Source organism: Arsenicicoccus sp. oral taxon 190 (genome assembly GCF_001189535.1).
GTDB lineage: Bacteria > Actinomycetota > Actinomycetes > Actinomycetales > Dermatophilaceae > Arsenicicoccus.
On record NZ_CP012070.1, the window covers coordinates 1,781,228 to 1,806,145 of the forward strand.

A 24,918-nucleotide genomic window follows, 5' to 3' on the forward strand; every position below is an offset into this window, starting at 1 on the left:
GCCCTGCGGGCAAGGGGTCCCGCAGCTCGACGCTGGGGGCCGTGGGCTCGCTGCTGGGCATCATCTCCGGGGCCATGGTCACCTTGGCCGGCCTCGTCTTCAGCGCGCTGACGGCCGCCATGAGCCTGGGCGTCACCGCCCTGTCCGTGCGCATCTCGCCGGTCTTCCAGGCCGATCGCGTCATCCAGTGGGGGCTGGGTTGCTCCGTGGGCACGTTCGCCTATGCGCTCCTCATCGCGCTCTCGATCGCGGTGGGCGGGGACGCCTACCGCCCCTGGGACTCGACCGTCGTGGCGGTGGCCATCACCGTGGGCTGCGGCGTCATGTTCATCGCGGTCGCCGTGCGCGTGTGCCGGCTGCTCAACCCCGGCGCGCTGCTGCGCCACCTCGCCGCCGGGGTCCGCGATTCCACCCGCTACGACCCGGCCCGCTTCCACACCCGCGTCGCGGAGCTCGCCACCGGCACCGCCGCCGGCGGCCGCCCGGTGCGCCGGCGCCGCCGCGCCCCGCGGGGGGACGTCGTGCTCGCCGTCAACATCCCGCCAACATCCCGCGCCTGCTCGACTGCGAGGACGCGTGGGGCATGCGCATCGAGCTCGTGCCCAGCCTGGCCACTCCCGCGCCGAGCGGCGGGATCCTCTTCCGGACCTCGGCGCCGGTGGGCCGGGCCCAGTGCCGCGCGCTCGAATCGGCGCTGGCGTTCGGCGACGCGCTCTCGCCCGTCAGCGGGCACTTCGGCGCGATCCGCGCCATGGTCGACATCGCGCTCAAGGCGCTCTCGCCCGCGGTCAACGATCCCAGCCGCGCCGTCCAGGCGCTCGACGAGATCGAGGACATCCTCGCCGAACTCGCCCCGGGTATCGCGAAGCGCGAGGCGCTCCTGGCCGCCCACCCCGACGCGTCGGTGTTGCGCGACGGGACGCGCAGCTGGGCCGACTACGTGGCCGCGGCCACCGACGAGATCCGCCAGTTCGGGACCGGGAGCGTCCAGATCCAGCGGCGGCTGCGGGCGCTCTTCGACACGCTCGCCGAGCAGGCCCCCGAGCCCGAGGCTCCGCCGGCCTGAGCGCGGCGGCTCAGCCCCGCAGGGAGGCGGGCGGGGCGCCGGTGGCCGCCCACACCTCCCGCCACTTCTGCGCCAGCGTCGCGGCGGTCTCATGGGCGTTGAGCCCGCTGGGGTTGGGCAGCGCCCACAGGGCCACCCCGTCCGGCCTCCCCGGCACCCACGGCGCCCCGGACTCATCGGCCACCGGCTGCACCCCGAGCACCGCACCGGGACGGTCGAAGGCCTGACGGCATGCGGTGATGCCCACCACCGCGACGGCCCAGGGCCGCAGCACCGCGGCGCGCCGGATCAGGCGCCGCCCGCCCGCGCGCAACTCCGCGCGGGTCAGCTGGGCGGCGCGCCGTGGTCCGTCCCACGAGGTTGGCGATCCCGATCCCGGCCTCGGCCAGCGGCGAGGGCCGGCGCCAGGGCCGCCAGGCGGCGGGCAGGCGGAATTCGGAGCCGAGGGGAGCGGTCGGCGACATGGGACCAGCCTAGGCGCGCCTCGGGACCGGGCCCGAGGCGCACCCGCGGTGGGCGGGGCTCAGATGAGGCCGTGCTCCTCGAGGAGCTGGCCGATCTCCCCGTGCTCGAGCCTGCCGCGCAGGTAGCCGCGCAGCGCGGCCGGGCCGGGCATCTCCACCTTCTTGCCGTCGCGCATGCGCGCCGAGGCCTCGAGCAGGTCGCGCACATCGTACGTGGAACCCCAGGTCTCCGGCACGCCGCGCTCCACGTCGAGGAGTTCGTAAACGGCCTCCATGCCGGTGCGCACCGAGTACTCGGTCGTGAAGATCGTGTCGCGGCCGGTCTCCGCGAACTGCCCGAGGAACGCGAAGTTCGCCGCCCCCTCCGGCACGACCTGCGGCCGGTCACCCGCGCGGCGGGGCATGAAGAAGCTCGTCACGTAGGGCATCATGACCGGCACGCACCGGGCGCCGGTCGCCGCGAGCTCGGGGATCTCCTCGACGGGCACGCCCAGGTGGTAGAGCCACTCCTGGGTGATCTCCTCGCCGGTGCACTGCGCCAGGGGCTTCTTCACGTAGTCGCCGTCGACGTCGACGAACAGACCGTAGACCCAGACGACGATCTGATCCTTCGGCTGCTTCTTGAAGTGCGGCTGGCGATTGACCGTCCAGCTCAGCAGCCAGGAGGAGTCCTCGGCGGTGACGATGCCGCCGGTGACCACGCGGCCGCTGAACGGATCGCGCTGGGCGATGCGCTCGATGTAGGCGGGGATGCGCTCATCGAGCGTCGTGACGGTGGCCGATTCCCACTTCGTCTCCTCGATCGAGGAGCAGAAGACCTCCGGGCGCCCGAACGCCGGGTCCTTCTTCGCGATGCGCTTCCACAGGTCCCAGGCCGGGGCCGGGCCCTCGTTGAGGGCTGCGGGCGTGTGGTGGTCGCCGTCATCGGAGTTGTCCACGAGCGAGCCGATCGTCATGAGCGCGAGGTCGTGCTCGCCGAGCTCGGTGGTCTCCTCGGCGCCGTCGCGGCGGCAGCGGATCGCGGTGGCGCGGATCTCGCCGTTGCGGTGGGCGAAGTCCACATCGAGGACCTCGGTGCCGGAGCGGAAGACGACGCCGTGCTCGGTGAGGTAGTGCATGAGCGGCAGGACGAAGGACTCGTACTGGTTGTACTTCGTGAACTTCAGCGCCGTGAAGTCGGGCAGCCCGCCGATGTGGTGGATGAAGCGGTGGAGGTAGAGCTTGAACTCGAGCGCGGAGTGCCACTCCTCGAAGGCGAACATCGTCCGCCAGTACATCCAGAACGGCGAGTCGAGGAACTCGCGACCCATCACCTCGTCGATGCGCTTGCCCTCCATCTCGGAGCGCTCGGCGAGGAAGATCCTGAGCAGATCCTTCTGCGCCCGCTTCGGCAGGTCGAAGCGGCCCTCGTGGCCGGCGTCCTCGCCCTGGCGCACGGTGGCGCGACGCAGCGAGTAGTTGGGGTCGTCCTTGTTGAGCCAGTAGAACTCGTCGAGCACGGAGGCGTCCTCGAGCTCCAGGGAGGGGATGGAGCGCATCATGTCCCACAGGCACTCCATGTGGTTCTCCAGCTCCCGGCCGCCGCGGATGACGAAGCCCTTCTCCGGGACGTCGAGGCCGTCGAGGGCACCGCCGGCGATGTCGCCCTTCTCGAGGATCGTGACGTTGGCACCGGGGACCCCGGCGTCGCGGATCAGGAAGACGGCCGCCGCGAGCCCGGCCAGCCCGCTGCCGACGATGTAGGCCTTCGTCTCCTGGGCGTGCCGTGCGGGGCGGGGGCGCGCGAACGCCTCGTAGTTACCTGCCGTGTGCTGCATGGTCCATCCTTCCCGACGCGTGCCGGACGGCGGTCGTCCGGGCTCAATATTGAGTCTACTCAATATTGAGCCGACTACAATGGATGTATGGGAACTCAGGACGACACGAGGCGGGGGTCGTCGGCGCGGCCGGGCAGGCGCGAGCAGGCGAAGGCGGACAAGCGCGCCCGCATCCTCGCCGCCGCGCGCGCCCTCTTCGAGGAGCGAGGATTCCAGCGGACCTCGATGAGCGAGGTCGCGCGCGCGGCCGACGTGGCTGAGGGGACCGTCTTCCAATACGCGGCGACGAAGACCGACCTGCTGATGATGGTCGTCGATGCGCTCTGGGGAGCCCACGAGCAAGCGATGACCACCCCTGCGCGCGCCACGTCCGCCGCGCCCGACGGAGCCGCCGCGGCGCCGCCGGCAGGGGAGACCGCGGACCAGATCGCGGCGCTCGTCTCGCCGTTCGTCGCCGCGATGCGCCGCTGGCCGGAGCCCACGACGTGGGTCGCCCGCGAGATCCTCTTCGGTGCGGATATGCCGCACCGCCAGCGGGTCCTCGGTCGCGTCGAGGGGCTCGAGGAGCAGATCGCCGCGCGCCTGCGCGACGACCGGGTCGGCGCCCCCGGCGCGGCGGCGGCAACCGGCGCCCGGCTCATCGTCACCGGGGTGCTCGCCGAGCTCAACCGCTCCCGGCAGGGGCGCATCGACGGCGAGGACGTCGATGTGGTGCTCCGCCGGCTCATCGACCTCGTGGCGGCGGGGGCGGGCGCCTCCCGGTGACCCGGAAGCCGTCCGGGCCGTTCAGGCCGCCCCTGGCACCGGCCGGCGCCGCCGCGATTGCCCACCGCGCGGCCGGCAGGCGCGTGCCCGCCGCGGTCGTGTAGGGCCCCACGGTCAGGTCCTCGCCCAGCAGGGCGGGGCGATGGCGCCACCGGGGAACTCCACTGCCGGAGATGTCGTTGTCCTCGTAGACGCCTGCTGGAGTCCATCCTCTAGCCTTGATGAGCGCCGCGGCGTCCTCCCTGTGGCGGTCCACACCCAGGCGACGGTTCTCGCGATCCTGAGAGATCCGCAGGTAGACGGCGGCCCGCCGAGGCTCAGCACTCATGAGGCGGCGCGACTGCCGTCCCGGCAGATCGGGTGAGTCTGTGGCTGGTCTACGAGCAGCGGACTCACCCGGTGTGCGTCGGGCGGTGGGTCGCGGAGGCTTGCCTGCCCGTATGCCGGTCCCGCCGTCATGAGGGTTGACGGCATACGTCAAGGCTCCTGACCATGCGCCGACGGCATCCCCCCGCTGCCGGTGCTCAGCGCCACCACGGTCCCGGCCGCGCACGCCCATCGCAGCGGCCCGGTGGTCACCGCCGAGCTCGCCAGCGCGGCGCACCCCCACAGCACCAGCAGCCGGCGGGCGGGTCACGGGCCGTGCGTCCGCGAGCGCCCCGGAATCCCCGGCTGCCGAACCGCGTTGAGGGGCGCATGAAGGCCTTCGGATTCCTCAGCTTCGGCCACTACGGCTACGGGCGGGGCCCTGGCGACCCGAGTGCCCGCGAGTCACTGCTGGACGCCATCGAGATCGCCCGCCAGGCCGACGAGCTCGGCGTCAACGGCGCGTACTTCCGGGTGCACCACTTCGCTCGCCAGTCCGCGAGCCCGATGCCGCTGCTCGCCGCCATCGCCGCGACGACGCAGCGCATCGAGGTCGGCACCGGCGTGATCGACATGCGCTACGAGAACCCCCTCTACCTCGCCGAGGAGGCCGCCCAGCTCGACCTCATCGCCGGCAACCGGATCGCCCTCGGCATCTCCCGCGGCAGCCCCGAGCCGGCACGCCGCGGCTGGGAGGCGTTCGGCTACACGGGGTCCGAGGACCCGCGCGGGGCGGACATCGCCCGCACCAAGTTCGAGACCTTCCTCGACGCCGTCTCCGGCGGGTGGATGGCCGACGCCGACCCCTCCCAGTTCGGTCCCGGGGGCCGGCTGCGGGTCGAGCCCCAGTCGCCCGGCCTCGCCGAGCGCATCTGGTGGGGTGCCGGCAGCCGCGACACCGCCGAGTGGACGGGCCGGCTCGGGCTCAACCTCATGAGCTCGACGCTGCTCACCGAGGCCACCGGCGCGTCCTTCGCGGACCTGCAGCGCGAGCAGATCGAGCGCTACCGCACGGCCTTCCGCGAGGCCGGCCACGAGCGGGTGCCGCGGGTGTCGGTGAGCCGTAGCGTCTTCCCGATCGTGGACAGCGGCGACCTGATGTGGGGCCAGCTGCGCGGCGGCGGCAGCGACCAGGTCGGCACGATCGACGGCTTCACCTCGACCTTCGGCAAGTCGTATGTCGGAGAGCCCGACCGCCTCATCACCGAGCTGCAGGCCGACGCCGCCGTCCAGGCCGCGGACACGCTGATGCTGACCATCCCGTCGCAGCTCGGCCCGGAGGCCAACGTGAAGATCCTGCGCGACTTCGCCGAGCACGTGGCGCCCGCCCTCGGGTGGGAGCCCAACCAGCAGGGCCCCGTCAGCGGGTACGCCGACCCGCCTCGGTGACCACCGGTCCCTCGGCGCCCTCTCGCACGGCGCCCTCTCGCTCGGCGTCCTCGTCACGGTCGGGGCCGCGCAGGCGCTGGGCGACCACCAGCACGACCAAGGCCGCGAGGCCGGTCCACAGGGCCGGCCTCGTGGCGTCCCCGGCGGCGAGCAGCGCGAGCACGCCCACCATGAAGGCGATCGCGAGCCAGCTGCCGACGGGCCACGCCGGCGCCGCGAACGCGCCGGCACCCTCGCGCCGGCGCATCGCCTGGTGCGACAGCAGGATCATCAGCCACACGAAGACCGTCGCGAAGCTCGCGACCGACGCGATGAGCACGAAGACCCCTCCGGGCATGACCAGCTGCAGGACCAGGGCCACGACCAGCGCGACCGCCACCATGCCCACCGCCACGAACGGCACACCGCGGGCGTTGGTGCGCGCGAAGGAGGCCGGAGCGTCCCCCTGGTCGGCGAGCCCGTGCAGCATCCGGCCGATGGAGAAGGTGATCGCGTTGAGCGCGGAGAACGCCGCCGTGATGACGACCGCGTTGAGGACGTTGGCGGCGGCCGGCAGCCCCACCGTGTCGAAGATCTGCACGAACGCGCTGGACCGGCCGGTGATCGTCGACCACGGCGCCAGGCACAGGACCACGCCGACCGCGCCCACGTAGAAGAGCAGCACCCGCCACGGGATCGTGTTGATGGCGCGGGGGATCGCCCGCACCGGGTCCTCGGCCTCGGCCGCCGACAGCCCGAGCGTCTCGATGCCACCGAACGCGAAGACGACGACGGTCAGGGAGAGCAGCACCCCCCAGGCGCCATACGGCGCGAACCCACCGTCCGACCAGAGGTTGTGCACCCCCACCTGGGCGCCTCCAGGCGTGTCGAGCCCGAGCGCCAGGATCACGACGCCCGCCACGATCATCGCGACGATCGCCGTCACCTTGATCAGGGACAGCCAGAACTCCGTCTCGCCGAACACCCTCACGTGGATCAGGTTGAGCGCCGTGACCAGCGCGATCGTCGCGACCACCCAGCACCAGCCCGGCACCTGCGGCCACCAGTGACCGAGGTAGATCGTCAGCGCCGTCACGTCCGCGACCGCGACGACGAGCATCTCGAGCACGAACATCCAGCCGGTCACGAACCCCGCGAGCGGCCCCAGGTGGGTGCGCGCGTAGCGGCCGAAGGAGCCGGCGCCGGGGTCGCGCACCGCCATCTCCCCGAGCGCCCGCATCACCATGAAGACCGCGAGCCCGGAGGCGAGGTAGCCCAGCAGCACGGCCGGCCCGGCCAGCCGGATCGCGTCGGCGGACCCGTAGAACAGGCCCGTCCCGATCGCCGAGCCCAGCGCGATGAACTGCACGTGCCGGGTCGACAGGCCCCGGACCAGGGTGTGCGGCGCGGCGGGGGAACGTCGGCTCGGCGACGACGAAGACGGCACGGTGGTCCTTCCTGGGGGCGACCGGGCCAGGTTAGACGTCCAGGCCACGGGTATGCCGCGGGTGACACATGGCGGTATCGAGGAGGCACCGAGTGGACATCACCGAGATCATCCTGGACCAGCACGACCAGCAGCGGACGGCGTTCGCGCAGCTGGAGGAGTGGCCCAAGAAGGACATCGAGGGACTGACGGCGCTGTGGCAGCGGCTGCAGATCTTCCTGGAGACGCACGCCGAGGCCGAGGAGCGGTTCTTCTACCCGCACCTGCTCGACAAGGGCACCGGCGCTGCGGACGCCGACGACGGCACCGTCGAGGGCGAGGTCGAGGACGCGATCAAGGACCACAACAAGCTACGCGACGCGATCCGCCGGGCCGGCAAGGAGAAGGTCGGCTCGGACGCCTGGTGGGAGGCCGTCACCGACGCCGACGTCGCCAACTCCGACCACATGGCGGAGGAGGAGCGGCAGGACCTGCGCGACTTCCGCGACCACGCGGGGCTGCAGCAGCGTCACGACATCGCCGTGGAGTTCCTGCGCTGGCAGGCCCAGAAGGCGGCCGACGGGATCAAGCCCGTCAACAAGGACGCCGAGGCGTATGTCGAGAACCCCGAGGCCGAGCTCCGCTCCGCCGAGGGCTGAGGACCGTCCCTGCCGCCTGACCTGCCGGCGTCCTGACCGACCTGCGCCGGCAGGTCAACGCGGGCAGGTCAGCGCAGGCGGGGCCGGACCAGGCCGAGCTCGCAGCCCCGGACGACGGCCTGCACCCGGCTGAGCACGCCCATCTTGGTCATGAGTCGACCGAGCCGGGCCTTGACCGTGGCTTCGCTGAGGTCGAGCTCCCGGGCGATCTGGGCTTTGCCGAGACCCTCGGCGAGCAGCTCGAGCACGCGCGCCTCGCCGTCGGACAGGGCGGTGCGCACCCGGGCCGCCTCCGCCGCGAGCTCCGGCGGGCGTGACCTGCCGGATCTCACCTCGTCCACCACCGCGGCCACCACCTGCTCGTCCAGGCTGCCGCGGCCCTCGACGACGGCGCGGGCCGAGGCGACCAGCTGCTCCGGCGTCGCGTCCTTGAGCACGTATCCCGCCGCGCCGGCCCGCAGCATGGGCACCACGGCCCCGGTGGCCGCGAAGGTCGTCACCGCGAGCACCCTTGCTGCCGGCCACTGCTCGAGGACCCGGGCGGTGGCGGCGACGCCGCTCAGGCGGGGCATGTGCAGGTCCATCAGCACCACGTCGGGCCGGTGGGCGAGGACCGCCTCGACCGCCTCGTCCCCGTCGGTGGCCTCCGCCACGACCTCGAACTCGCCGCCCGCCTCCAGGAAGTGCACCAGCGCCCCCCGCATCAGGGCCTGGTCGTCGGCGACGACGGCGCGATGGTCGGCCATGGTTACTCCGTAGTACGTCTGTGGTCCGACCAAGTGTTCCACACGTCCTGGGGAGGGCCGACGTGCGTCGAGCCATGAGTGCTGTCCTGGTCACCGTCATCATGCCGAGCGGCATCTTCGACACCCTGTGCCAGCTCTACCCCCAGCTGTGCGGCCGCTGACCGCGGCCGTCCCCGGCCGCGTCGGGCTGCCGCGGTGGCTGGTCCTGGGCCTCGGGCTGCTCGTCCTCGCCTCGGTCCTGGACGACGCGGTCCTGCAGTGGGAGAGCGCCGCGCCGCTGCTCGACCGCCTCACCGGCATCGCCTCCCAGCTCGGCGCCGCCACCTGCCTGGTCCTGCTCGTCCTCCGGCCGCGCTGGGCCTACCTCGCGCTCGCGGTCACGCTCGCCACGTCCCTGCTGGCCGGTATGCCGCTCCCCGGGGTCGCCGCGCTCGGCCTGTGCCTCGGGGCCGCCGGCCTGCGACGGTGCCGCCCCACCCTGGCGGCCCTCGCCGGGGTCTCGGCGGTCTACGCCGGCGCCGTGACGCTGCGCAACCCGCCCGCCGCCGCGGTGCTGTGGCTGGTCGCGCCTGCGCTGACCGTCGTGGTGCTCGGCACCTGGGTGGTGGGGACCGCGCTGGCGCAGCGGCGGCAGGCCGAGGAGCGGGCGGCCGAGCTCGAGCACGCCGCCGTCGCCGCGCGCGAGCAGGAGCGGCGGCTGCTGGCCCGCGAGCTGCACGACGTGGTGGCCCACGGGCTGACGCTGGTGGCGATGCAGGCTTCCGTCATACGGACCACGCAGGACCCGCAGGTGCAGGAGGGGGCGCGGGCGACCATCGAGACGACCGCGCGGTCCGCGCTGCACGAGCTGCAGCACCTGCTCGGGGTGCTGCGCACCAGCGATGCGATCGCCGCCACCGCCGACGCGGCCACCACGGTGCCCGAGACGGTCGAGCAGCTGGTGGCGGACTGCGGGCGGCTGGGCTACGACCTGACGGCGCGGGTCGACGCGGGGGAGCTGCCCTGCAGCGTGATCCTCGCCATCGACCGGCTGCTGCGGGAGGCGGTCACCAACGTCGTCAAGCACAGCGGCCCCGCGCCCTGCTCCCTCACGATCCGCCGGGTCGGGTCCACCGTCGCGATCGAGGTGCGCAACCGGCTCGGTGCTCCGCGGCAGCCCGGGCCGTCCCACGGCCACGGGTTGCCCGGCCTCGCCGAGCGCGTCCGGCTGCTCGGCGGGACCTTCAGCGCCGGGGTGCGGGACGGCCAGTGGGTGCTGCTGGCCTACCTCCCCGTCTGAGTCGCCCCTCACCGCGATCGTGGTCGGTCTGGGCGCCTGGGCAACCACAACCGTCCACGATCGCGGGGGTGCGGGGGTGGGGGAGGGGGATGGGAGAAGCGGGTCAGAAGGTCCCGGGCAGCCGCCGGCCGAAGTCGCGCACCGTGTGCTGGCGCGAGTCGACGTCGGTGTCGTTGGGCCCGCCCTGGTCGTCCGCGAGGCGGCCGGTCTGGGTGGTGACCAGGTGCTGCACCAGGCGCCCCTCCCGCGTCAGGCCGTCGTTGAAGCTCAGCGAGGCCACCAGCTGGTCCTCGCCCTTCTCGACCGGGTTCGCGAGCGTCACGGCGAAGCTGCGCGTGGACGTCGCCGCGTCGAAGCCGAGGTCCCGCACGTGCGCGCCGTGGAAGGACTGCGGCGTGATCACCCGGTCCACGCCCTGCGGGCCCGACACCGTCTTGACCTTCACGACGGAGCTCGTGAGCGGGTACTCCGCGTAGTAGCGGTCGGAGCCGACGTTCTTGAGGTGGATGGCCACCGACCCCGCGAAGCCCGGCGCCTTGAGCGCGGAGACCTGGTAGGAGACGGCCAGGTCGTGAGCGGGGGCGGCGTCGGCGGCGTGGGCCGGGACCGCGGCGGCGCCGAGAGCGCCCGTGGCGAGGGCTCCGGCGGCGAGCAGGGTCGCGGCGCGGCGCCCGAACGAGGTGCGGCTGCGGGTGGGCATGGAGGTGGTTCCTTCCGGGAGGTGGTGGCAGGGCGGCTGGGACGGCATACGGGCTGGTCGGGCGCCGGTCACGGCTTGGGGGTGGGAATCTCGGCCGGGTCGCGGTAGATCGAGACCTGGACGGCGTTGGCCAGCGGCGCCTCGCCCCGGAAGGCCCACGGCGTCGACCACGTGCCGTCGAGCTTGCAGCGCTGCTGGGTGCCCTCGTAGGCGACCGTGCGGAAGCCGTAGGTGGCCTTGCCCGTGGCGCGCGCGGGCACCTGGTAGGGGCCGATGGTCTGCCCGGCGGTCCAGGCCAGGGAGTAGGAGATGCCCGGCTTGATGCTGGCCTTGACCCCGGAGAACTCCCCGCCGATGTCACCCTCGAGCTTGAGGGTGATGGTCTCGGTCTTGGAGAGGTTCTGGGTCAGCGGGAGCGGCGCGTCGGTGCTGTTGTGGGTGTCGATCGTCCCGACGCCGGTGAACTTCTCCTTGACCTCGTAGACCACCGTCCGGTAGTCCTCCCACGGGTTGCACACCGGGCGCGGGTTGAGGATGTTGGGCTTGACCTTGGCCGAGCCGTGGGTGGTGTGCACGATCGGGAGCCTGGGGTTGGTCTCCGGCACGTTGGGCCAGGAGTCCTCGATCGTGTCGGCGTGCGCGGGCAGCGCGCTCAACGCGGTCAGGGCCAGGGTGCCGGCGAGGGCGCCGGCGGTGCGCAGCAGGGGCGTCTTCATCAGGGTCTCCTCCAGAGCGGTCAGGCGTCGTATGCCGTCCCCCCGGGACGGCGACGCACCGGACGCTAGGCCTGCTGCGGCCCGGCCCGGGAGGGGTCCGCGACGAAGGTCCACGCCGGGGTCGACGAAGGTCGACGTCAGGCCGGCCTGGAGCGGCCGGCGCCGTCAGGCCGGCCTGGGGCGGCCGCTGCCGTCAGGCCGGGACGCCGAGGAACTCGCGCCACCGCGGCAGCTCGCGCCGCGCCTGCGCGAGCCCGAGGTCGTAGCTCTGCTGGAGGCGGGCGACGCGGCGCTCGCCGTTGCTCACCGGCATCCGGTCGGGGACGAAGACCATCGCCCGGCCCTGCCGCTCCAGCTCCCACAGCTGCTCGCGGGTCTCGTTGTAGCGGCGCCACCGCTGCAGGATCGCGTCGGCGACGGCGGGGTAGCGGCGGAAGTACCTGCGGTAGAAGGCCGGTCGCCGCTCGGGCCGCTTGACGTAGTCGCGCTCGCGGGTCAGCACGACGAGGAACCTGTCGTAGCCGTCCTGCTGCGCGACGTCCAGCGGGATCCCGCCGGAGGGGCCCAGCGCCCCGTCGACGTAGCGCACGTCGTCGATCGTCGTGATGGGCATGACCACGGGCATCGTGGAGGAGGCCCGCACCCGCACCGTCAGGTCGCGCAGCTGCGGCATGTCCTCGCGGCCCCAGTAGACGTGCTCCCCGGTGTCGCAGCGCACCGCGCCGATGCGCAGGCGAGCGGGGTTGGCGGTGAAGGTCTCCCAGTCGAAGGGCAGCGCCTGGTCCGGCAGGGAGGTCTCCTCGTAGATGTACTGCGCATTGAACATCCCCTGCCCGCGCAGGAAGGTCCGCAGGTCGCCAAAGCGCGGGTCCGCGGCGAAGTCGACGAAGGACCGCTTGGCGCGGGCGGCGTCGCGGGACAGGTAGTTGCAGGTGTGGCTGGAGCCCGCGGAGATCCCGGCGACGTAGTCCAGGTGGATCCCCGCCTGCAGCAGGGTCGTGACGACGGCCGCGGTGTAGCTGCCTCGCATCCCGCCGCCCTCGAAGACGAGGGCGGTGTCGGTCACGGTGCTCGTCAGGGCGCTCACGTCGCCCATCCTCGCACCGGACCGTGGGGAGTCGGGGTCAACGGCCGAGCTGCGGGTCGCTCACGCTCGGCGCGCCGGTCTCCAGGTGGCCGGCGAGGACCCGCCGGAAGCCGGTGCCGGGCACGGTCACGGTCAGGTCGTACCACCCGCCCGAGCGGCGGGTGTCGACCCGCACCGCCGAGCGGGAGCGGCCCTTGCCGCGCCCGTGGTCGCGCAGGGAGGCGCTGCCGCCGCCCTGCTCGTCGCCGCCCTGCTCGTCGCTAACCTCAGCGTCGCCGCCGGCGCGCAGCGCGGCCGGGTAGGCGCTGGTGATCTCCACGTCGACCTCCCGGCCCAGCCGGGTCACCACGAGGCGCAGCCGGCCGGAGCGGCCCTGCGGCTCGAGCGAGACGGTGACCGCGTCCTGCGAGCGGTCGCCGGCATACGACCGGAAGAACCCGTTGGGGCCGTGCACGTCGACGTGGTAGGCGCCGGTGGCCGGCAGCGTCGCGCTGACCGAGCGTCCCGCCTCGACGGTGTAGCTGCGCGGCGCGTCGGCGGGCTCGAGCAGCCGCGCCTGCAGTGCCGCGCCGAGCCGGCCGCGGTTGGTGAGCGTCAGCGTGAGCCCCTGGTCGCTGGGCCGCTCGTCGAGGCGCAGGTCGTAGCCGAGCGGGCGGGCCGGCCGGGTCCCCGGCTCCTGGCGGGGCATCGTGCCCGCCGCCGGAGGCACCGGCTTGTAGTCGGGGTGGCGCTGCCGGTCGGTGGGCGCCCAGCCGGCGACGTCCATCAGCCGCGGCGGGGTCGCCGGGGTGCGGGAGAAATCGAAGGCGCTGGTCAGGTCCCCGAAGACGGCCCGCCGCCAGGGGGTGATCTGCGGCTCGCGCACCCCGAAGCGCTTCTCCATGAAGCGGATCACCGAGGTGTGGTCGAAGGCCTCCGAGCACACCCAGCCGCCGGTGCTCCACGGCGAGACGACCCACATCGGCACGCGCGGGCCGGCGCCGTACGCCCCCGACGGGAACCTCTTGTCGCCGGCCTTGCCCGGGAAGTACTCGTACTCCGTCGACACGGTCGAGGCGCCCGGGATGTCCGGGTTGGTGGCCATCGGCGGGACGAGGTGGTCGAAGAAGCCGTCGTTCTCGTCGTAGGTGATGAACAGCGCTGTCCTGGACCACACCTCGGGGTTGCTGGTGAGGGCGTCCAGCACCTGAGCGATGTACCACGCGCCGTAGGCGGTCGGCCAGTTGCTGTGCTCGGAGAAGGCCTCGGGAGCGGAGATGTAGGACACCGCGGGGAGGCGACCCGTGCGCACGTCCTCGCGCAGGATCCGGAAGTAGTCGTCCCCGGTGCGGGCGGTGGTGCCGCGGCGGGCCTTCTCGTAGAGCGGATCCCCGGGCTTGGCGTTGCGGTAGCTGTTGAAGTAGAGCAGCGAGGTGTCGCCGTAGTTGCCGATGTAGGGGTCCTGGGTCCAGCCCCACGAGCCCGCGGCGTCCAGGCCGGTGCCCTCGTCCTGGTAGACCTTCCACGACACCCCGGCCGCCTCGAGCCGCTCGGGGTAGGTGGTCCAGCCGTAGCCGAGCTCCTCGTTGTAGAGCTCCGGGCCACCGCCCTTGCCGTCGTTGCCGACCCACCCGGACCACAGGTAGTAGCGGTTGGGGTCGGTGTTGCCGATGAAGGAGCAGTAGTAGCCGTCGCAGACCGTGAACGCGTCGGCCAGCTGGTAGTGGAACGCCGCGTCGCGCCGCTCCAGGTGCGCCATCGTCGTCGTGCCCTTGGCGGGCAGCCACCGGTCGTAGCGGCCGCGGTTGACGGCCATCTGGCCGTCCCACCAGCCGTGCGGCAGCCCCTCGAGGAAGGCGTGGCCGAGCTGGTCCTGGTCGGGGCGGAAGGGCAGCACCTCCCGGGTCCCGTCGCTCTGGTGCCACACGTCCTTGCCGCTCGGCAGCACCGCCGGGTGCGGGTCGCCGAAGCCCCGCACCCCGCGCAGCGCGCCGAGGTAGTGGTCGAACGACCGGTTCTCCTGCATGAGCACGACCACGTGCTCGACGTCGCGGATCGAGCCGTGCCGCCGGCTGGCCGGGATGGACGCGGCGCGGGCGATGCTGTCCGACAGCACCGTCATGGCCGTGGTCGCGCCGGCGACCTGCAGGAACCGGCGCCGGTCCATCGCGGTGACGTGCCGCTCGGGCTGCTGGGGAGGGTGGGGCATGGGGACCTCCGGGTCGGGTGAGCTGGTGCGCAGGAGCCTCCTCGCGCCGGGCGACGGGGGCGTGAGTGCCGGGTGACGGCCGTATGACGAGAGCGTGGCCACCGTCCCGCCCAACCGTCACCGGACGACGGTCGTCGTGAGGGGTGCTGCCACCCGATGACGGCGGAGTCGGCATACGGCCTTTCCGTCTGCGCGACGACGACGGGAGAGGGACCGGATGACCGACCAGGTGGAGGACCACCAGCTGCGGCGCAGCCTCACGGCGCGCCACCTCAACATGATCGCGATCGGCGGGGCGATCGGGACGGGGCTCTTCGTGGCCTCGGGGAGCTCGATCTCGACGGCCGGCCCGGGCGGGGCGCTCGTGGCCTACGGCGCGATCGGCCTCATGGTCTTCCTGCTGATGCAGAGCCTCGGGGAGATGTCGACCTACCTGCCGGTGGCGGGGTCCTTCGAGGCCTACGGGACGCGGTTCGTCAGCCCGAGCTTCGGTTTCGCGACGGGGTGGAACTACTGGTTCAACTGGGCGATCACCGTGGCCGCCGAGCTCGTCGCCGCGGCGATCGTCATGAAGTACTGGCTGCCCGACGTGCCGTCCTGGCTGTGGTCGGCGATCTTCCTGACGCTGCTCTTCCTGCTCAACGCCGCCTCGGTGAAGGCCTTCGGGGAGAGCGAGTTCTGGTTCGCGTCCATCAAGGTCCTGACCGTGATCATCTTCCTCGGGGTGGGCGTCGCGATGATCACCGGCATCCTCGCCGGCCCCTCGCCCGGCTTCCACAGCTGGACCGTGGGCTCGGCGCCCTTCGTCGGGGGCGGCGCCGGGATCCTCGCGATCTTCATGGTGGCCGGGTTCTCGTTCCAGGGCACCGAGCTGGTCGCCGTCGCCTCGGGGGAGGCCGAGGAGCCCGAGCGCACCATCCCCTGGGCCATCCGCGCCGTGTTCTACCGGATCCTGCTGTTCTACGTCGGCGCCATCGTGGTCATCGGCTTCCTGCTGCCCTACACCGACGGCCGGCTCCTCGGCGGCGACGTCAAGCAGGTGGCGGTCTCGCCGTTCACGCTGGTCTTCGAGCGCGCCGGGGTGCTGGGCGCCGCGACCCTGATCAACGCGGTGATCCTGACGTCCATCCTGTCCGCGGGCAACAGCGGCATGTTCGCCTCCACCCGCTTGCTCTTCGGCCTGGCCCGCGGCGGTATGGCGCCCGCCGCGCTCGGCCGGGTCACCCGGCGCGGCGTGCCGCTGGCCGCGCTGCTCGCGACCACCGCGGTCGGGGCGCTGTGCTTCCTCACCAGCCTGATCGGCGACGGCAGCGCCTACGTATGGCTCGTCAACGCCTCCGGGCTCGCCGGCTTCATCACCTGGATGGGCATCGCGTGGAGCCACTACCGCTTCCGCAAGGCCTACGTGGCGCAGGGGCACGACCTCGACGCGCTGCCCTTCCGTGCGCGGTGGTTCCCGCTCGGGCCGCTGGTCGCGCTGGTCATGTGCGCGGTGGTGATCGGGGGCCAGAACTACCAGGCGCTGCTCGGCCGCAGCGACGTGACCGGGCTGGTGGCCTCCTACCTCGGGCTGCCGATCTTCCTGCTGCTGTGGGCGGGGCACAAGCTCGTGACGCGGGCGCCGGCGGTGCGCCTGGAGGAGGCCGACCTGCGGCGCAGCTGAGCAGCGGTCAGGCTGAACGCCGGCAGAGTCTTTCACTCGTTTGGTCCTGTTCCGGCCCAAATGTCGCGCATAGGGTTCCAGGACCCCCAACGAGCGAGGCTGTCCAGCCGCTCGTGCCCATCATGAGGAGCACCATGAAGCGCACCATCGCGGGTGCCACGGGAGCGATGCTCATCGCCCTGGCCCTGGCCCCCACCGCGACCGCCGTGACCGCCGTGACCCCCCAGGACGACCCTGCACCGTCGCAGGCCCGCAAGTCCGACGACCTGGCCCACCCGCTCGGCGACAAGGAGCGCTCGCTGCGCGAGACCGCGGTCGACAAGCTGGTCAAGGGCAAGGCCCAGGTCACGACCAACAAGAAGGGCAAGAAGGTCGTCCAGGTCGCCAAGGGGCAGTACGTCAACTACGACGTCAACCGTGAGGAGGACATCTTCACGATCCTCGCCGAGTTCGGCGACAAGACCTCGACCACCACCGGCGGCACCCCGGGCCCGCTGCACAACTCGATCCCGCAGCCCGACCGCAGCCAGGACAACTCCACGATCTGGGCGCCCAACTTCGACCGGGCCCACTACCAGGACCTGATGTTCGGGTCGGGGGAGTCCTTCAAGGACTTCTACCTCAAGCAGTCCAACGGCCGCTTCCTCGCCAAGGGTGACGTCTCCGACTGGGTCAAGGTGCCCTACAACGAGGCTCGCTATGGCAGCAACAAGATCTCCGACGCCGCCGGCGCCTGGCCCTTCATCCAGGACTCCGCCAACGCGTGGTACGCCGCTCAGAAGGCCGCTGGCAAGACCGACGCCGAGATCGTCGCCTACCTCAAGCAGTTCGACCGGATCGACCGTTACGACTACGACGGCGACGGCGACTTCAACGAGCCCGACGGCTACATCGACCACTTCCAGGCGATCCACGCCGGTGAGGGCGAGGAGGCCGGCGGCGGCGCCCAGGGCGACGACGCCATCTGGTCGCACCGGTGGTACGCCTACTCCAACAACGCTGGCAAGACCGGTCCGGCCGTCAACAAGGCCGGCGGTGTGCAGATCGGCAACACCGGCATCTGGATCGGCGACTACACCACCGAGCCGGAGAACGGCGGCCTCGGCGTCTTCACCCACGAGTTCGGCCACGACCTCGGTCTGCCCGACCTCTACGACACCCAGGGCGGGGACAACGGCACCGGCTTCTGGACCCTGATGAGCGCCGGCTCCTGGCTCAACGACGGCACCGTCGACATCGGCTCCAAGCCCGGCTACATGGGCCCGTGGGAGAAGCTCCAGCTCGGCTGGCTCGACTACCAGACCGTCTCCTACGGCCAGGACGGCGTCGTCAAGCTCGGCCCGGCCTCGCTGGCCGGCAAGATGCCGCAGGCCGCCCTGGTCTCGCTGCCCGACAAGACCCGCGTCACCCAGCTCGTGGCGCCGCACTCCGGCTCCAAGCAGTGGTGGTCCGGCGCGGCCGACGACCTCAACGTCACCCTGACCCGCACCGTCGACCTGACCGGTCGCAGCGATGCCACGCTGTCCGCGTGGGTCAACTACGACACCGAGGCCGACTACGACTACCTCTACGCCGAGGTCAGCGCCGACGGCGGGGCCACCTGGTCCCAGGTGGGCAGCTACAGCGGCAAGTCCAACGGGTGGGTCCAGAAGTCCTTCGACCTGTCGGCCTACGCCGGCAAGCAGGTCACCTTCCGGTTCCGCTACGCCTCCGACGGCGGCCTGCACGGGCTCGGCGCCTTCATCGACGACATCACCGTGACGTCGGGCGGCACCACCATCCTCAGCGACGACGTCGAGGGTGGCGCCAACGGCTGGACCGCCAAGGGCTTCACCCAGGTCGGCGCCAGCTCCTCCGAGCCGGTGTCGCACTACTACCTGGCGGAGAACCGCACCTACACGGGCTACGACCGGTACCTCAAGACCGGGCCCTACAACTTCGGCTGGGCCAACACCCGCCCGGACTGGGTGGAGCGCTTCCCCTACCAGGACGGCATGCTCGTCTGGTACATCAACAACGAGTACTCCGACAACAACACGAAGGCCCACCCGGGCGGCGGCCAGGTCCTGCCGGTCGACGCGCGGCCCACGCCGATCCGCTTCCCCGACGGGGTGCTGCTCGGCAACCGCCGTCAGCCCTTCGACGCGACCTTCGGGCTGCAGGCCACCGACCCGGTGACCTTCCACCGCAACGGTCAGGCGGTTTCCGTGCCGTCGCAGCCGGCGATCCCGACCTTCGACGACAGCGACCCCAACCGCTACTGGTCGGCCGCCAACCCGTGGGGCTCCACCAAGGTGGCCGGCGCGGGCGTCAAGATCACCGTCAACAACCAGGCCAAGCAGGGCGACCAGATGAACATCCACGTGTCGTTCACCAAGTGAGCTCGACCTCGCTGACCTGAACAACGACCGAGGCCCGGTGCGGAGCGATCCGCGCCGGGCCTCGGCGTCTGCGCGGCGAGACGGGCGGTCCGGCATACGGGCAGGGTCGTTAACCTGAGGACATGCCCGCACTCCGCTCCCGCACGACCACGCACGGCCGCCAGATGGCCGGAGCCCGCGCCCTGTGGCGCGCGACCGGCATGACCGAGGGGGACTTCGGCAAGCCGATCGTGGCGATCGCCAACTCGTTCACGCAGTTCGTGCCCGGGCACGTGCACCTCAAGGACATGGGCCAGCTCGTCGCGGGCGCCATCGCCGAGGCCGGGGGCGTCGGGCGGGAGTTCAACACCATCGCCGTCGACGACGGGATCGCGATGGGCCACTCCGGGATGCTCTATTCGCTGCCGAGCCGCGAGATCATCGCCGACTCGGTCGAGTACATGGTCAACGCGCACCAGGCCGACGCGCTCGTGTGCATCTCCAACTGCGACAAGATCACGCCCGGGATGCTGCTCGCGGCGCTGCGGCTCAACATCCCCACGGTCTTCGTCAGCGGCGGCCCGATGGAGGCCGGGAAGGCGATCATCGGCGAGGGCGGCGAGGTGCAGACCCGCCTCGACCTGATCGACGCCATGATCAAGTCGGTCGACGACTCGGTGTCCGACGCCGACATCGAGACGATCGAGCAGAGCGCCTGCCCGACCTGCGGCTCGTGCTCGGGGATGTTCACCGCCAACTCGATGAACTGCCTGACCGAGGCGCTCGGCCTGTCCCTGCCCGGCAACGGGTCCACGCTCGCGACGGCGTCGGCCCGCAGGGGCCTCTTCGAGGCGGCGGGGAGACTCGTGGTCGAGCTCTGTCGTCAGTGGTATGACGGCGACGACGCCTCCGTCCTGCCCCGGTCCATCGCGGGCAAGCCGGCCTTCGCCAACGCCATGCGCCTCGACATCGCCATGGGCGGCTCCACCAACACGATCCTGCACCTGCTTGCGGCGGCTCAGGAGGCGGGCGTCGACTTCGACCAGTCCGACATCGACGCGCTGTCGCGGGTCACCCCGTGCCTGGTCAAGGTCGCCCCCAACACGACCAGCTACTACATGGAAGACGTGCACCGGGCGGGCGGCATACCGGCCATCCTCGGCGAGCTGTGGCGCGGCGGGATGCTCGACGAGTCGGTGCGGTCCGTGCACTCACCGTCGCTGCGAGAGTGGCTGGGGGAGTGGGACATCCGCTCCGGGTCGGCGTCCGCCGAGGCGATCGAGCTCTTCCACGCGGCGCCGGGCGGGGTGCGCACGACGGAGGCGTTCTCCTCGACCAACCGCTGGGCCACCCTCGACACCGACAGCGAGGGCGGGTGCATCCGCTCTGTCGATCAGGCCTACACCGCCGAGGGCGGGCTCGCGGTGCTGACCGGCAACCTCGCGCCCGACGGCTGCATCGTCAAGACGGCCGGGGTGCCCGAGCACCAGTGGTCCTTCTCCGGGCCGGCGCGGGTCGCCGAGTCCCAGGAGGAGGCCGTCTCCAAGATCCTCGCCGGCGAGATCCAGTCCGGCGACGTGGTGGTCGTGCGCTACGAGGGGCCCAAGGGCGGCCCGGGCATGCAGGAGATGCTCTACCCCACCTCCTACCTCAAGGGCGTCGGGCTCGGGCCCAAGTGCGCCCTCATCACCGACGGCCGGTTCAGCGGCGGCTCGTCCGGGCTGTCGGTCGGTCACGTCTCCCCGGAGGCGGCGGCCGGCGGCGCGATCGGGCTGGTCCGCGACGGCGACGTCATCGAGTTCTCCATCCCGGAGCGGCGAGTCAACCTGCTGGTCCCCGACGAGGAGCTCGAGCGCCGCCGGGCCGAGCAGGACGAGCTCGGCTGGGTGCCGCGCGACCGCGACCGACAGGTGTCGGCGGCCCTGAAGATCTTCGCGCGGTTCGCGCAGAGCGCCGACAAGGGCGCCGCCCGCCGCGTCGACTGACCGTCTCCCTCCCTCCCCCTCCCCGCGATCGTGGTCCCTTGTGGCGCGTGGCGAACCAAAAAGGACCACGATCGTGGACCGGACGGGCGGGGTGGGCGCCGCCGCGTCTACGAGCGGGTGGGCTGACCCTCACAAGGTCTTGGCGTCGATGACGAAGCGGTAGCGCACGTCGCTGTCGACGACGCGCTCGTAGGCCTCGTTGATCTGGCTCGCCTCGATCTGCTCGATCTCGGCGGTGATGCCGTGCTCGGCGCAGAAGTCGAGCATCTCCTGGGTCTCGGCGATGCCGCCGATGCACGACCCCGCGAGGGACTTGCGGGCGGGGATCAGCGCGAAGGCCGGCACCTCGAGGGGGTTGGTGGGGGCGCCCAGCTCGACCAGCGTGCCGTCGTAGCGCAGCAGCGCCAGGTAGTCGGCCATCGGCAGGTTGACCGAGACGGTGTTGATGATCAGGTCGAAGGCCCCGGCGACGGCCTTCATGGCGTCCTCGTCGGTGGTGTTGACGTAGTGCTGCGCACCGAAGGTCGCCGCGTCGCCGCGCTTCTTGTCCGAGTGGGACAGCACGGTGACGTCCGCGCCCATCGCCACCGCGAGCTTGACGCCCACGTGGCCGAGCCCGCCCATGCCGATGATGGCGACCTTGGAGCCCTCGGTGACGCCCCAGTGGCGCAGCGGGGAGTAGAGGGTGATGCCGGCGCACAGCAGCGGCGTCGCCGCCGCGGGGTCGAGCGCCTCGGGCACCCGCACCACGAAGCGCTCGTCCACCACCACGTGGGTGGAGTAGCCGCCCTGGGTGATGGTGCCGTCCTTGTCGACGACGCCATACGTGCCGATGTTGCCCTCGAGGCAGTACTGCTCGAGGCCCTCGTCGCACGCGGCGCAGGACTGGCAGGAGTTGACCATGCAGCCCACCCCGACCCGGTCGCCGACGTGGTGACGGTCGACGCCGGCGCCGACCTCCAGAACCCGGCCGACGATCTCGTGGCCGGGGGTCAGGGGGTACTGCTGGGCACCCCACTCGTCGCGGACGGTGTGGATGTCGGAGTGGCAGATCCCCGCGAACTCGATCTCGATGAGCACGTCGTGCTCGCCGACGTCGCGGCGGGTGATCGTGGACTTCTCGAGGGGGGCACTGGCGGAGGGGGCCGCGTAGGCCGCAACGTCCATCATGGCGTCCAGCCTAGGACCGCCCCGGGGGGTCGGCCGCGGGTGATCGCCTGACGAGCACCCCGGGAATACAGGCGCGGGGCCGGTGCGCGGGCATCGTCGTCCGGTGCTCCGTCGGTGTTCACATCACCGTCCCCGGCCGGTCACCCGGGTCTGCCAGACAGGGTCGTATGACGTCCACCCACGTCGACCACACCCGCTCCCGGGCCGGCACCTCCGCGGCCACGACTGGCATGACGGGCACGGCGCCGGACCGGCGGCAGCGCTGGACCCGGGCCGTGATGGTCCTCAGCCTGACCGTCATCATGGTCGACGCGGTCGTCGGGATCCTGCCTGCCGCGCCGGTCGTCGGGCTGCTGACCCCGTTGCGGCTGGTGCTGCTCGCCGGGCTGGTGGCCGGGGTCGTCGGCGCACTGCGCCCGCGCGCCTGGACGACCTGGCTCGACCTGCCGATCCTGCTGCTCGTCGTCGCCTACGCCGCGTCGGCGGTCTGGAGCGGGCAGGGCTGGCCGGTGTGGCGCGGCCTGCTGACCGGGGTCGCGGCCTGCTACCTGACCGTGGTCCTGGTGCGGCGGCACCCGTCGGCGTGGACGGCGGTCACCGGTTCGTCGTTGCTGGGGTGCGCCGTCGCCGGGCTGACCGGGCTGCACCAGTGGGCCGCCGGGACACCGACCGGGTTCTGCCGGGTGGGTCTGGTCGCCGGCCGGGAGACCTGCGGTGACCCCCACGCGATGATCCGGGTGACCGGGACCCTGGCCAACCCCAACGTCCTGGCCGCCGTCCTCGTGCTGCTGCTGCCGATCGCCTGGGCGGGAGCCACCAGCCTGCCGACCTCCTCGGCCCGGCTCGTCGGGCATGCCGTTGTCGCCGCCGGGGCGGTGGCGCTGCTGATGACCTGGTCGCGCGCCGGGGTCGTGGCCGGGGTCGTCGCCGTCGCGGTGCTCGCGCTGCTCCGGCCGGCCCGCCCCTCCCGGCTGGTGCGGGGGCTGTCGGTGGGCGCCGGTGCCGCAGCCGTCCTCGGGGTGGTCCTGCTCGGCGGCAGCCTCGGGGTGCGGCGGGACGTCTGGGCCGCCGCGCTGCGCCTCGCGGCGGCGCACCCGCTCGGGGTGGGGCCGGGCCGCGGCGGCGCCCTGATCGACCGCGAGGTCGCCGGGGGCGAACGCTTCCAGCACGCCCACGACCTGTGGCTGAGCTGGCTGCTCGAAGGCGGCTGGGCCGCCGGGGTCGCGGCGGTGACGCTGACGCTGGTGGCCGGGTGGCTGGTGGTGCGGGGAGCTCGCGCGGGCTCCGCCATGGCCCGCGTCGCCGGGGCGGGGCTGGCCGGGTTTGCCGTGATGTCCCTGGTCGACCACCCGGCCAATGCCCTCGGGGTCGCCACGCTGCTCTGGGTGGTGCTGGGCGTCGTCGCGGGGCACCGCCCGACGGCCGACGACCCCGCGCGGGGCGGCCATGTCGGCGCGCATCGCGCCCGCCCCGCCGGTCGGTCCTAGCCGGTCCCTCGCTCGGTCCGAGCCAGCCCTTGTCGGCCCTAGCCGGCCCTACCTGGGCCCGCCCGCCGGTCGGTCCTAGCCGGTCCCGGTCGCCCTCGGGCGGGGCGTCAGCCCCGCTGGTGGCGCGGCCGCTCGAAGCCCAGCGCCACGAGCGCGCCCACGGCGATCACCACCGCCGGCACGAGCAGCGAGTCGCCCATCGCGTCGCTGAACGCCTGGGCCACCGCGGCCGGCATGTGGCCTCCGCCGGGGCCGGCGGTCGGCGCGGCGCCGCCGGCGTGGCCGGGCAGGTGCGCGGCGAGCCGGTCCTGCATGGCCAGGGCGATCGCGGCGGACCCGAGCACGGAGCCGATCTGCCGGGTCGTGTTGTAGACCCCCGAGCCGGCGCCGGCCTGGTGCCGCTCGAGGTTGGCGGTGGCGGACGTCGAGATCGGGGCCCACATGAAGCCGTTGGCGACGCCGAGCAGGGCCGCGGGCAGCAGGATCTCCCACAGGGCGGTGTCGGCGTGCAGCACGCCGCGCAGCCACACCAGCGACACCGCGTAGCAGCCGAGGCCGAAGCCGGCGAGCAGCCGCGGGTGGGCGCGCCCCACGAGGCGGCCGACGACCGGTGCGAGGCCGCCGGAGATCACGGCCATGGGCGCCATCAGCAGGGCCGCCCCGGTGGGGGACAGGCCACGGACCGACTGGGCCCAGATCATGATCGGGAACATCGTCGCGGTCACCGCGAAGCCCACGGTGGTGATGGCGACGTTGGCCACCGAGAAGTTGCGGTCCCGGAAGAGTCGCAGCGGCACCAGCGGCTCGCCGCGCTGCCGCCACTGCCACACCACGAAGCCGGCCATCACCAGCACCCCGAGGATCAGCAGCCGCCACACGGTCACCGGGCCGCTGATGGTGCCCCAGTCGTAGCTGTGGCCCTCCTCGATCGCGAAGACGATGCAGAACAGCCCCACCGCGGACAGCGCCACCCCGAACCAGTCGAACCGGTGCGGGTGGGTGTCGAGGTGCGGCACCAGCCGGACGGCCAGCACCAGGGCGAGCACACCCACCGGCACGTTGACGAAGAAGATCCACTCCCAGCCGAGCGAGTCGACCAGGACGCCGCCCAGGATCGGCCCGACCAGGGTGGCGACGCCGGCGACGGCGCCCCACAGGCCCATCGCCTGGCCGCGCGTCTGGGGCGGGAAGAGCCGGGTGATCACGGACATGGTCTGCGGTGACATCAGCGCGGCGCCGAGGCCCTGCACGACCCGGGCCACGATCAGGGCGGTGATCGTGGTGGTCAGCCCGCACCACAGCGACGCCAGGGTGAAGATCGTCAGCCCCACGAGGTAGACCCGCTTGGGCCCGAACCGGTCGCCGAGCCGGCCGGTGATGAGCAGGGGCACGGCATACGCCAGCAGGTAGGCGCTGGTCACCCACACGGCCTGGCCGATGTCGGCGTGCAGCCCGCTCATCAGCGCGGGCATCGCGACGGTGACGATGGTGGAGTCCACGAGGATCATGAAGAAGCCGAGGCACAGCGCCCACAGCGCGGGCCAGGGGCGCACCGGCTCGTCGGGCCGGTGCCGCCCGGTGCTGGTGCCGGTGCTGGTGCCGGGGG

Annotated in this window: 19 protein-coding genes and 1 pseudogene; 10 read left to right on the forward strand and 10 right to left on the reverse strand. The window is 72.5% G+C overall.

All coding sequences use genetic code 11. The features are described 5' to 3' along the window. Window positions 1-74: 74 nt before the first annotated feature. Together ADJ73_RS17540 and ADJ73_RS17545 are read left to right on the forward strand one after the other, a co-directional pair. Window positions 75-353 (forward strand): annotated as a pseudogene (locus ADJ73_RS17540) (DUF2254 family protein); the annotation flags it as partial. Between the two features lie 230 nt (window positions 354-583). Further along, window positions 584-1,066, forward strand: a complete 483-nt coding sequence (locus tag ADJ73_RS17545; protein WP_050347910.1) for a DUF2254 family protein — start codon at window positions 584-586, stop codon at window positions 1,064-1,066. Window positions 1,067-1,076: 10 nt separating this feature from the next. Here the strand turns inward: ADJ73_RS17545 and ADJ73_RS08430 are convergent, their stop codons facing one another. Then, window positions 1,077-1,379 (reverse strand): hypothetical protein, encoded by a 303-nt coding sequence (locus ADJ73_RS08430; RefSeq protein ID WP_050347911.1) that lies wholly within the window; start codon window positions 1,377-1,379, stop codon window positions 1,077-1,079. Window positions 1,380-1,589: 210 nt separating this feature from the next. Continuing rightward, window positions 1,590-3,347: an oleate hydratase gene (locus ADJ73_RS08435; protein WP_050347912.1), complete on the reverse strand. Its 1,758-nt coding sequence runs from the start codon at window positions 3,345-3,347 to the stop codon at window positions 1,590-1,592. Window positions 3,348-3,434: 87 nt separating this feature from the next. Between ADJ73_RS08435 and ADJ73_RS08440 the strand changes: the two genes are divergently transcribed. Continuing rightward, entirely contained in the window at window positions 3,435-4,112 is a 678-nt protein-coding gene (locus tag ADJ73_RS08440; protein WP_050347913.1) for a TetR/AcrR family transcriptional regulator, read from the forward strand. 696 nt (window positions 4,113-4,808) lie between these two features. Continuing rightward, entirely contained in the window at window positions 4,809-5,867 is a 1,059-nt protein-coding gene (locus tag ADJ73_RS08445; RefSeq protein WP_050347914.1) for an LLM class flavin-dependent oxidoreductase, read from the forward strand. On the opposite strand, the gene ADJ73_RS08450 is transcribed toward ADJ73_RS08445, so the two are convergent. Beyond that, the gene (locus ADJ73_RS08450; protein ID WP_253272519.1) at window positions 5,839-7,293 is read right to left on the reverse strand and encodes an amino acid permease; all 1,455 of its coding nucleotides are present in this window, start codon (window positions 7,291-7,293) and stop codon (window positions 5,839-5,841) included. The genes ADJ73_RS08445 and ADJ73_RS08450 overlap by 29 nt on opposite strands. Before the next feature lie 92 nt (window positions 7,294-7,385). On the opposite strand from ADJ73_RS08450, the gene ADJ73_RS08455 reads away from it, so the two are divergent. After that, window positions 7,386-7,931: a hemerythrin domain-containing protein gene (locus tag ADJ73_RS08455; RefSeq protein ID WP_050347915.1), complete on the forward strand. Its 546-nt coding sequence runs from the start codon at window positions 7,386-7,388 to the stop codon at window positions 7,929-7,931. A 68-nt stretch (window positions 7,932-7,999) separates the two neighbouring features. Here the strand turns inward: ADJ73_RS08455 and ADJ73_RS08460 are convergent, their stop codons facing one another. Then, window positions 8,000-8,677, reverse strand: coding sequence for a response regulator (locus ADJ73_RS08460; RefSeq protein ID WP_050347916.1), 678 nt, complete (start codon window positions 8,675-8,677; stop codon window positions 8,000-8,002). Between the two features lie 148 nt (window positions 8,678-8,825). Between ADJ73_RS08460 and ADJ73_RS08465 the strand changes: the two genes are divergently transcribed. After that, window positions 8,826-9,956, forward strand: a complete 1,131-nt coding sequence (locus ADJ73_RS08465) for a sensor histidine kinase (protein WP_050347917.1) — start codon at window positions 8,826-8,828, stop codon at window positions 9,954-9,956. Window positions 9,957-10,059: 103 nt separating this feature from the next. On the opposite strand, the gene ADJ73_RS08470 is transcribed toward ADJ73_RS08465, so the two are convergent. The 4 genes from ADJ73_RS08470 to ADJ73_RS08485 form a co-directional block, all read right to left on the reverse strand. Beyond that, on the reverse strand, window positions 10,060-10,656 hold the full coding sequence (locus ADJ73_RS08470; protein WP_050347918.1) for a hypothetical protein: 597 nt from the start codon (window positions 10,654-10,656) through the stop codon (window positions 10,060-10,062). Window positions 10,657-10,724: 68 nt separating this feature from the next. After that, window positions 10,725-11,372, reverse strand: coding sequence for a hypothetical protein (locus ADJ73_RS08475; RefSeq protein ID WP_082176846.1), 648 nt, complete (start codon window positions 11,370-11,372; stop codon window positions 10,725-10,727). Between the two features lie 193 nt (window positions 11,373-11,565). After that, window positions 11,566-12,468, reverse strand: coding sequence for a patatin-like phospholipase family protein (locus ADJ73_RS08480; RefSeq protein WP_050347919.1), 903 nt, complete (start codon window positions 12,466-12,468; stop codon window positions 11,566-11,568). A 28-nt stretch (window positions 12,469-12,496) separates the two neighbouring features. Next, window positions 12,497-14,647: a phosphocholine-specific phospholipase C gene (locus ADJ73_RS08485; protein WP_156188175.1), complete on the reverse strand. Its 2,151-nt coding sequence runs from the start codon at window positions 14,645-14,647 to the stop codon at window positions 12,497-12,499. A gap of 217 nt (window positions 14,648-14,864) precedes the next feature. Between ADJ73_RS08485 and ADJ73_RS08490 the strand changes: the two genes are divergently transcribed. The 3 genes from ADJ73_RS08490 to ilvD all read left to right on the forward strand — a co-directional run bounded on the left by ADJ73_RS08490 (window position 14,865) and on the right by ilvD (window position 20,655). After that, window positions 14,865-16,310 carry an amino acid permease gene (locus ADJ73_RS08490; protein WP_050347920.1) on the forward strand — a complete coding sequence of 482 codons (1,446 nt, stop codon included), beginning with the start codon at window positions 14,865-14,867 and terminating at the stop codon, window positions 16,308-16,310. A gap of 134 nt (window positions 16,311-16,444) precedes the next feature. Beyond that, a complete protein-coding gene (locus ADJ73_RS08495) occupies window positions 16,445-18,691 on the forward strand; it encodes an immune inhibitor A domain-containing protein (protein ID WP_253272520.1) in 2,247 nt (748 codons plus the stop codon). Window positions 18,692-18,813: 122 nt separating this feature from the next. Continuing rightward, window positions 18,814-20,655, forward strand: coding sequence for a dihydroxy-acid dehydratase (gene ilvD / locus ADJ73_RS08500; RefSeq protein ID WP_050347921.1), 1,842 nt, complete (start codon window positions 18,814-18,816; stop codon window positions 20,653-20,655). 129 nt (window positions 20,656-20,784) lie between these two features. Here the strand turns inward: ilvD and ADJ73_RS08505 are convergent, their stop codons facing one another. Then, the gene (locus ADJ73_RS08505; protein ID WP_050347922.1) at window positions 20,785-21,825 is read right to left on the reverse strand and encodes an NAD(P)-dependent alcohol dehydrogenase; all 1,041 of its coding nucleotides are present in this window, start codon (window positions 21,823-21,825) and stop codon (window positions 20,785-20,787) included. Window positions 21,826-21,992: 167 nt separating this feature from the next. Between ADJ73_RS08505 and ADJ73_RS08510 the strand changes: the two genes are divergently transcribed. Further along, window positions 21,993-23,312 carry an O-antigen ligase family protein gene (locus ADJ73_RS08510; protein WP_050347923.1) on the forward strand — a complete coding sequence of 440 codons (1,320 nt, stop codon included), beginning with the start codon at window positions 21,993-21,995 and terminating at the stop codon, window positions 23,310-23,312. A gap of 107 nt (window positions 23,313-23,419) precedes the next feature. Here the strand turns inward: ADJ73_RS08510 and ADJ73_RS08515 are convergent, their stop codons facing one another. Continuing rightward, a complete protein-coding gene (locus ADJ73_RS08515) occupies window positions 23,420-24,820 on the reverse strand; it encodes a DHA2 family efflux MFS transporter permease subunit (protein WP_050349324.1) in 1,401 nt (466 codons plus the stop codon). Window positions 24,821-24,918: the final 98 nt, after the last annotated feature.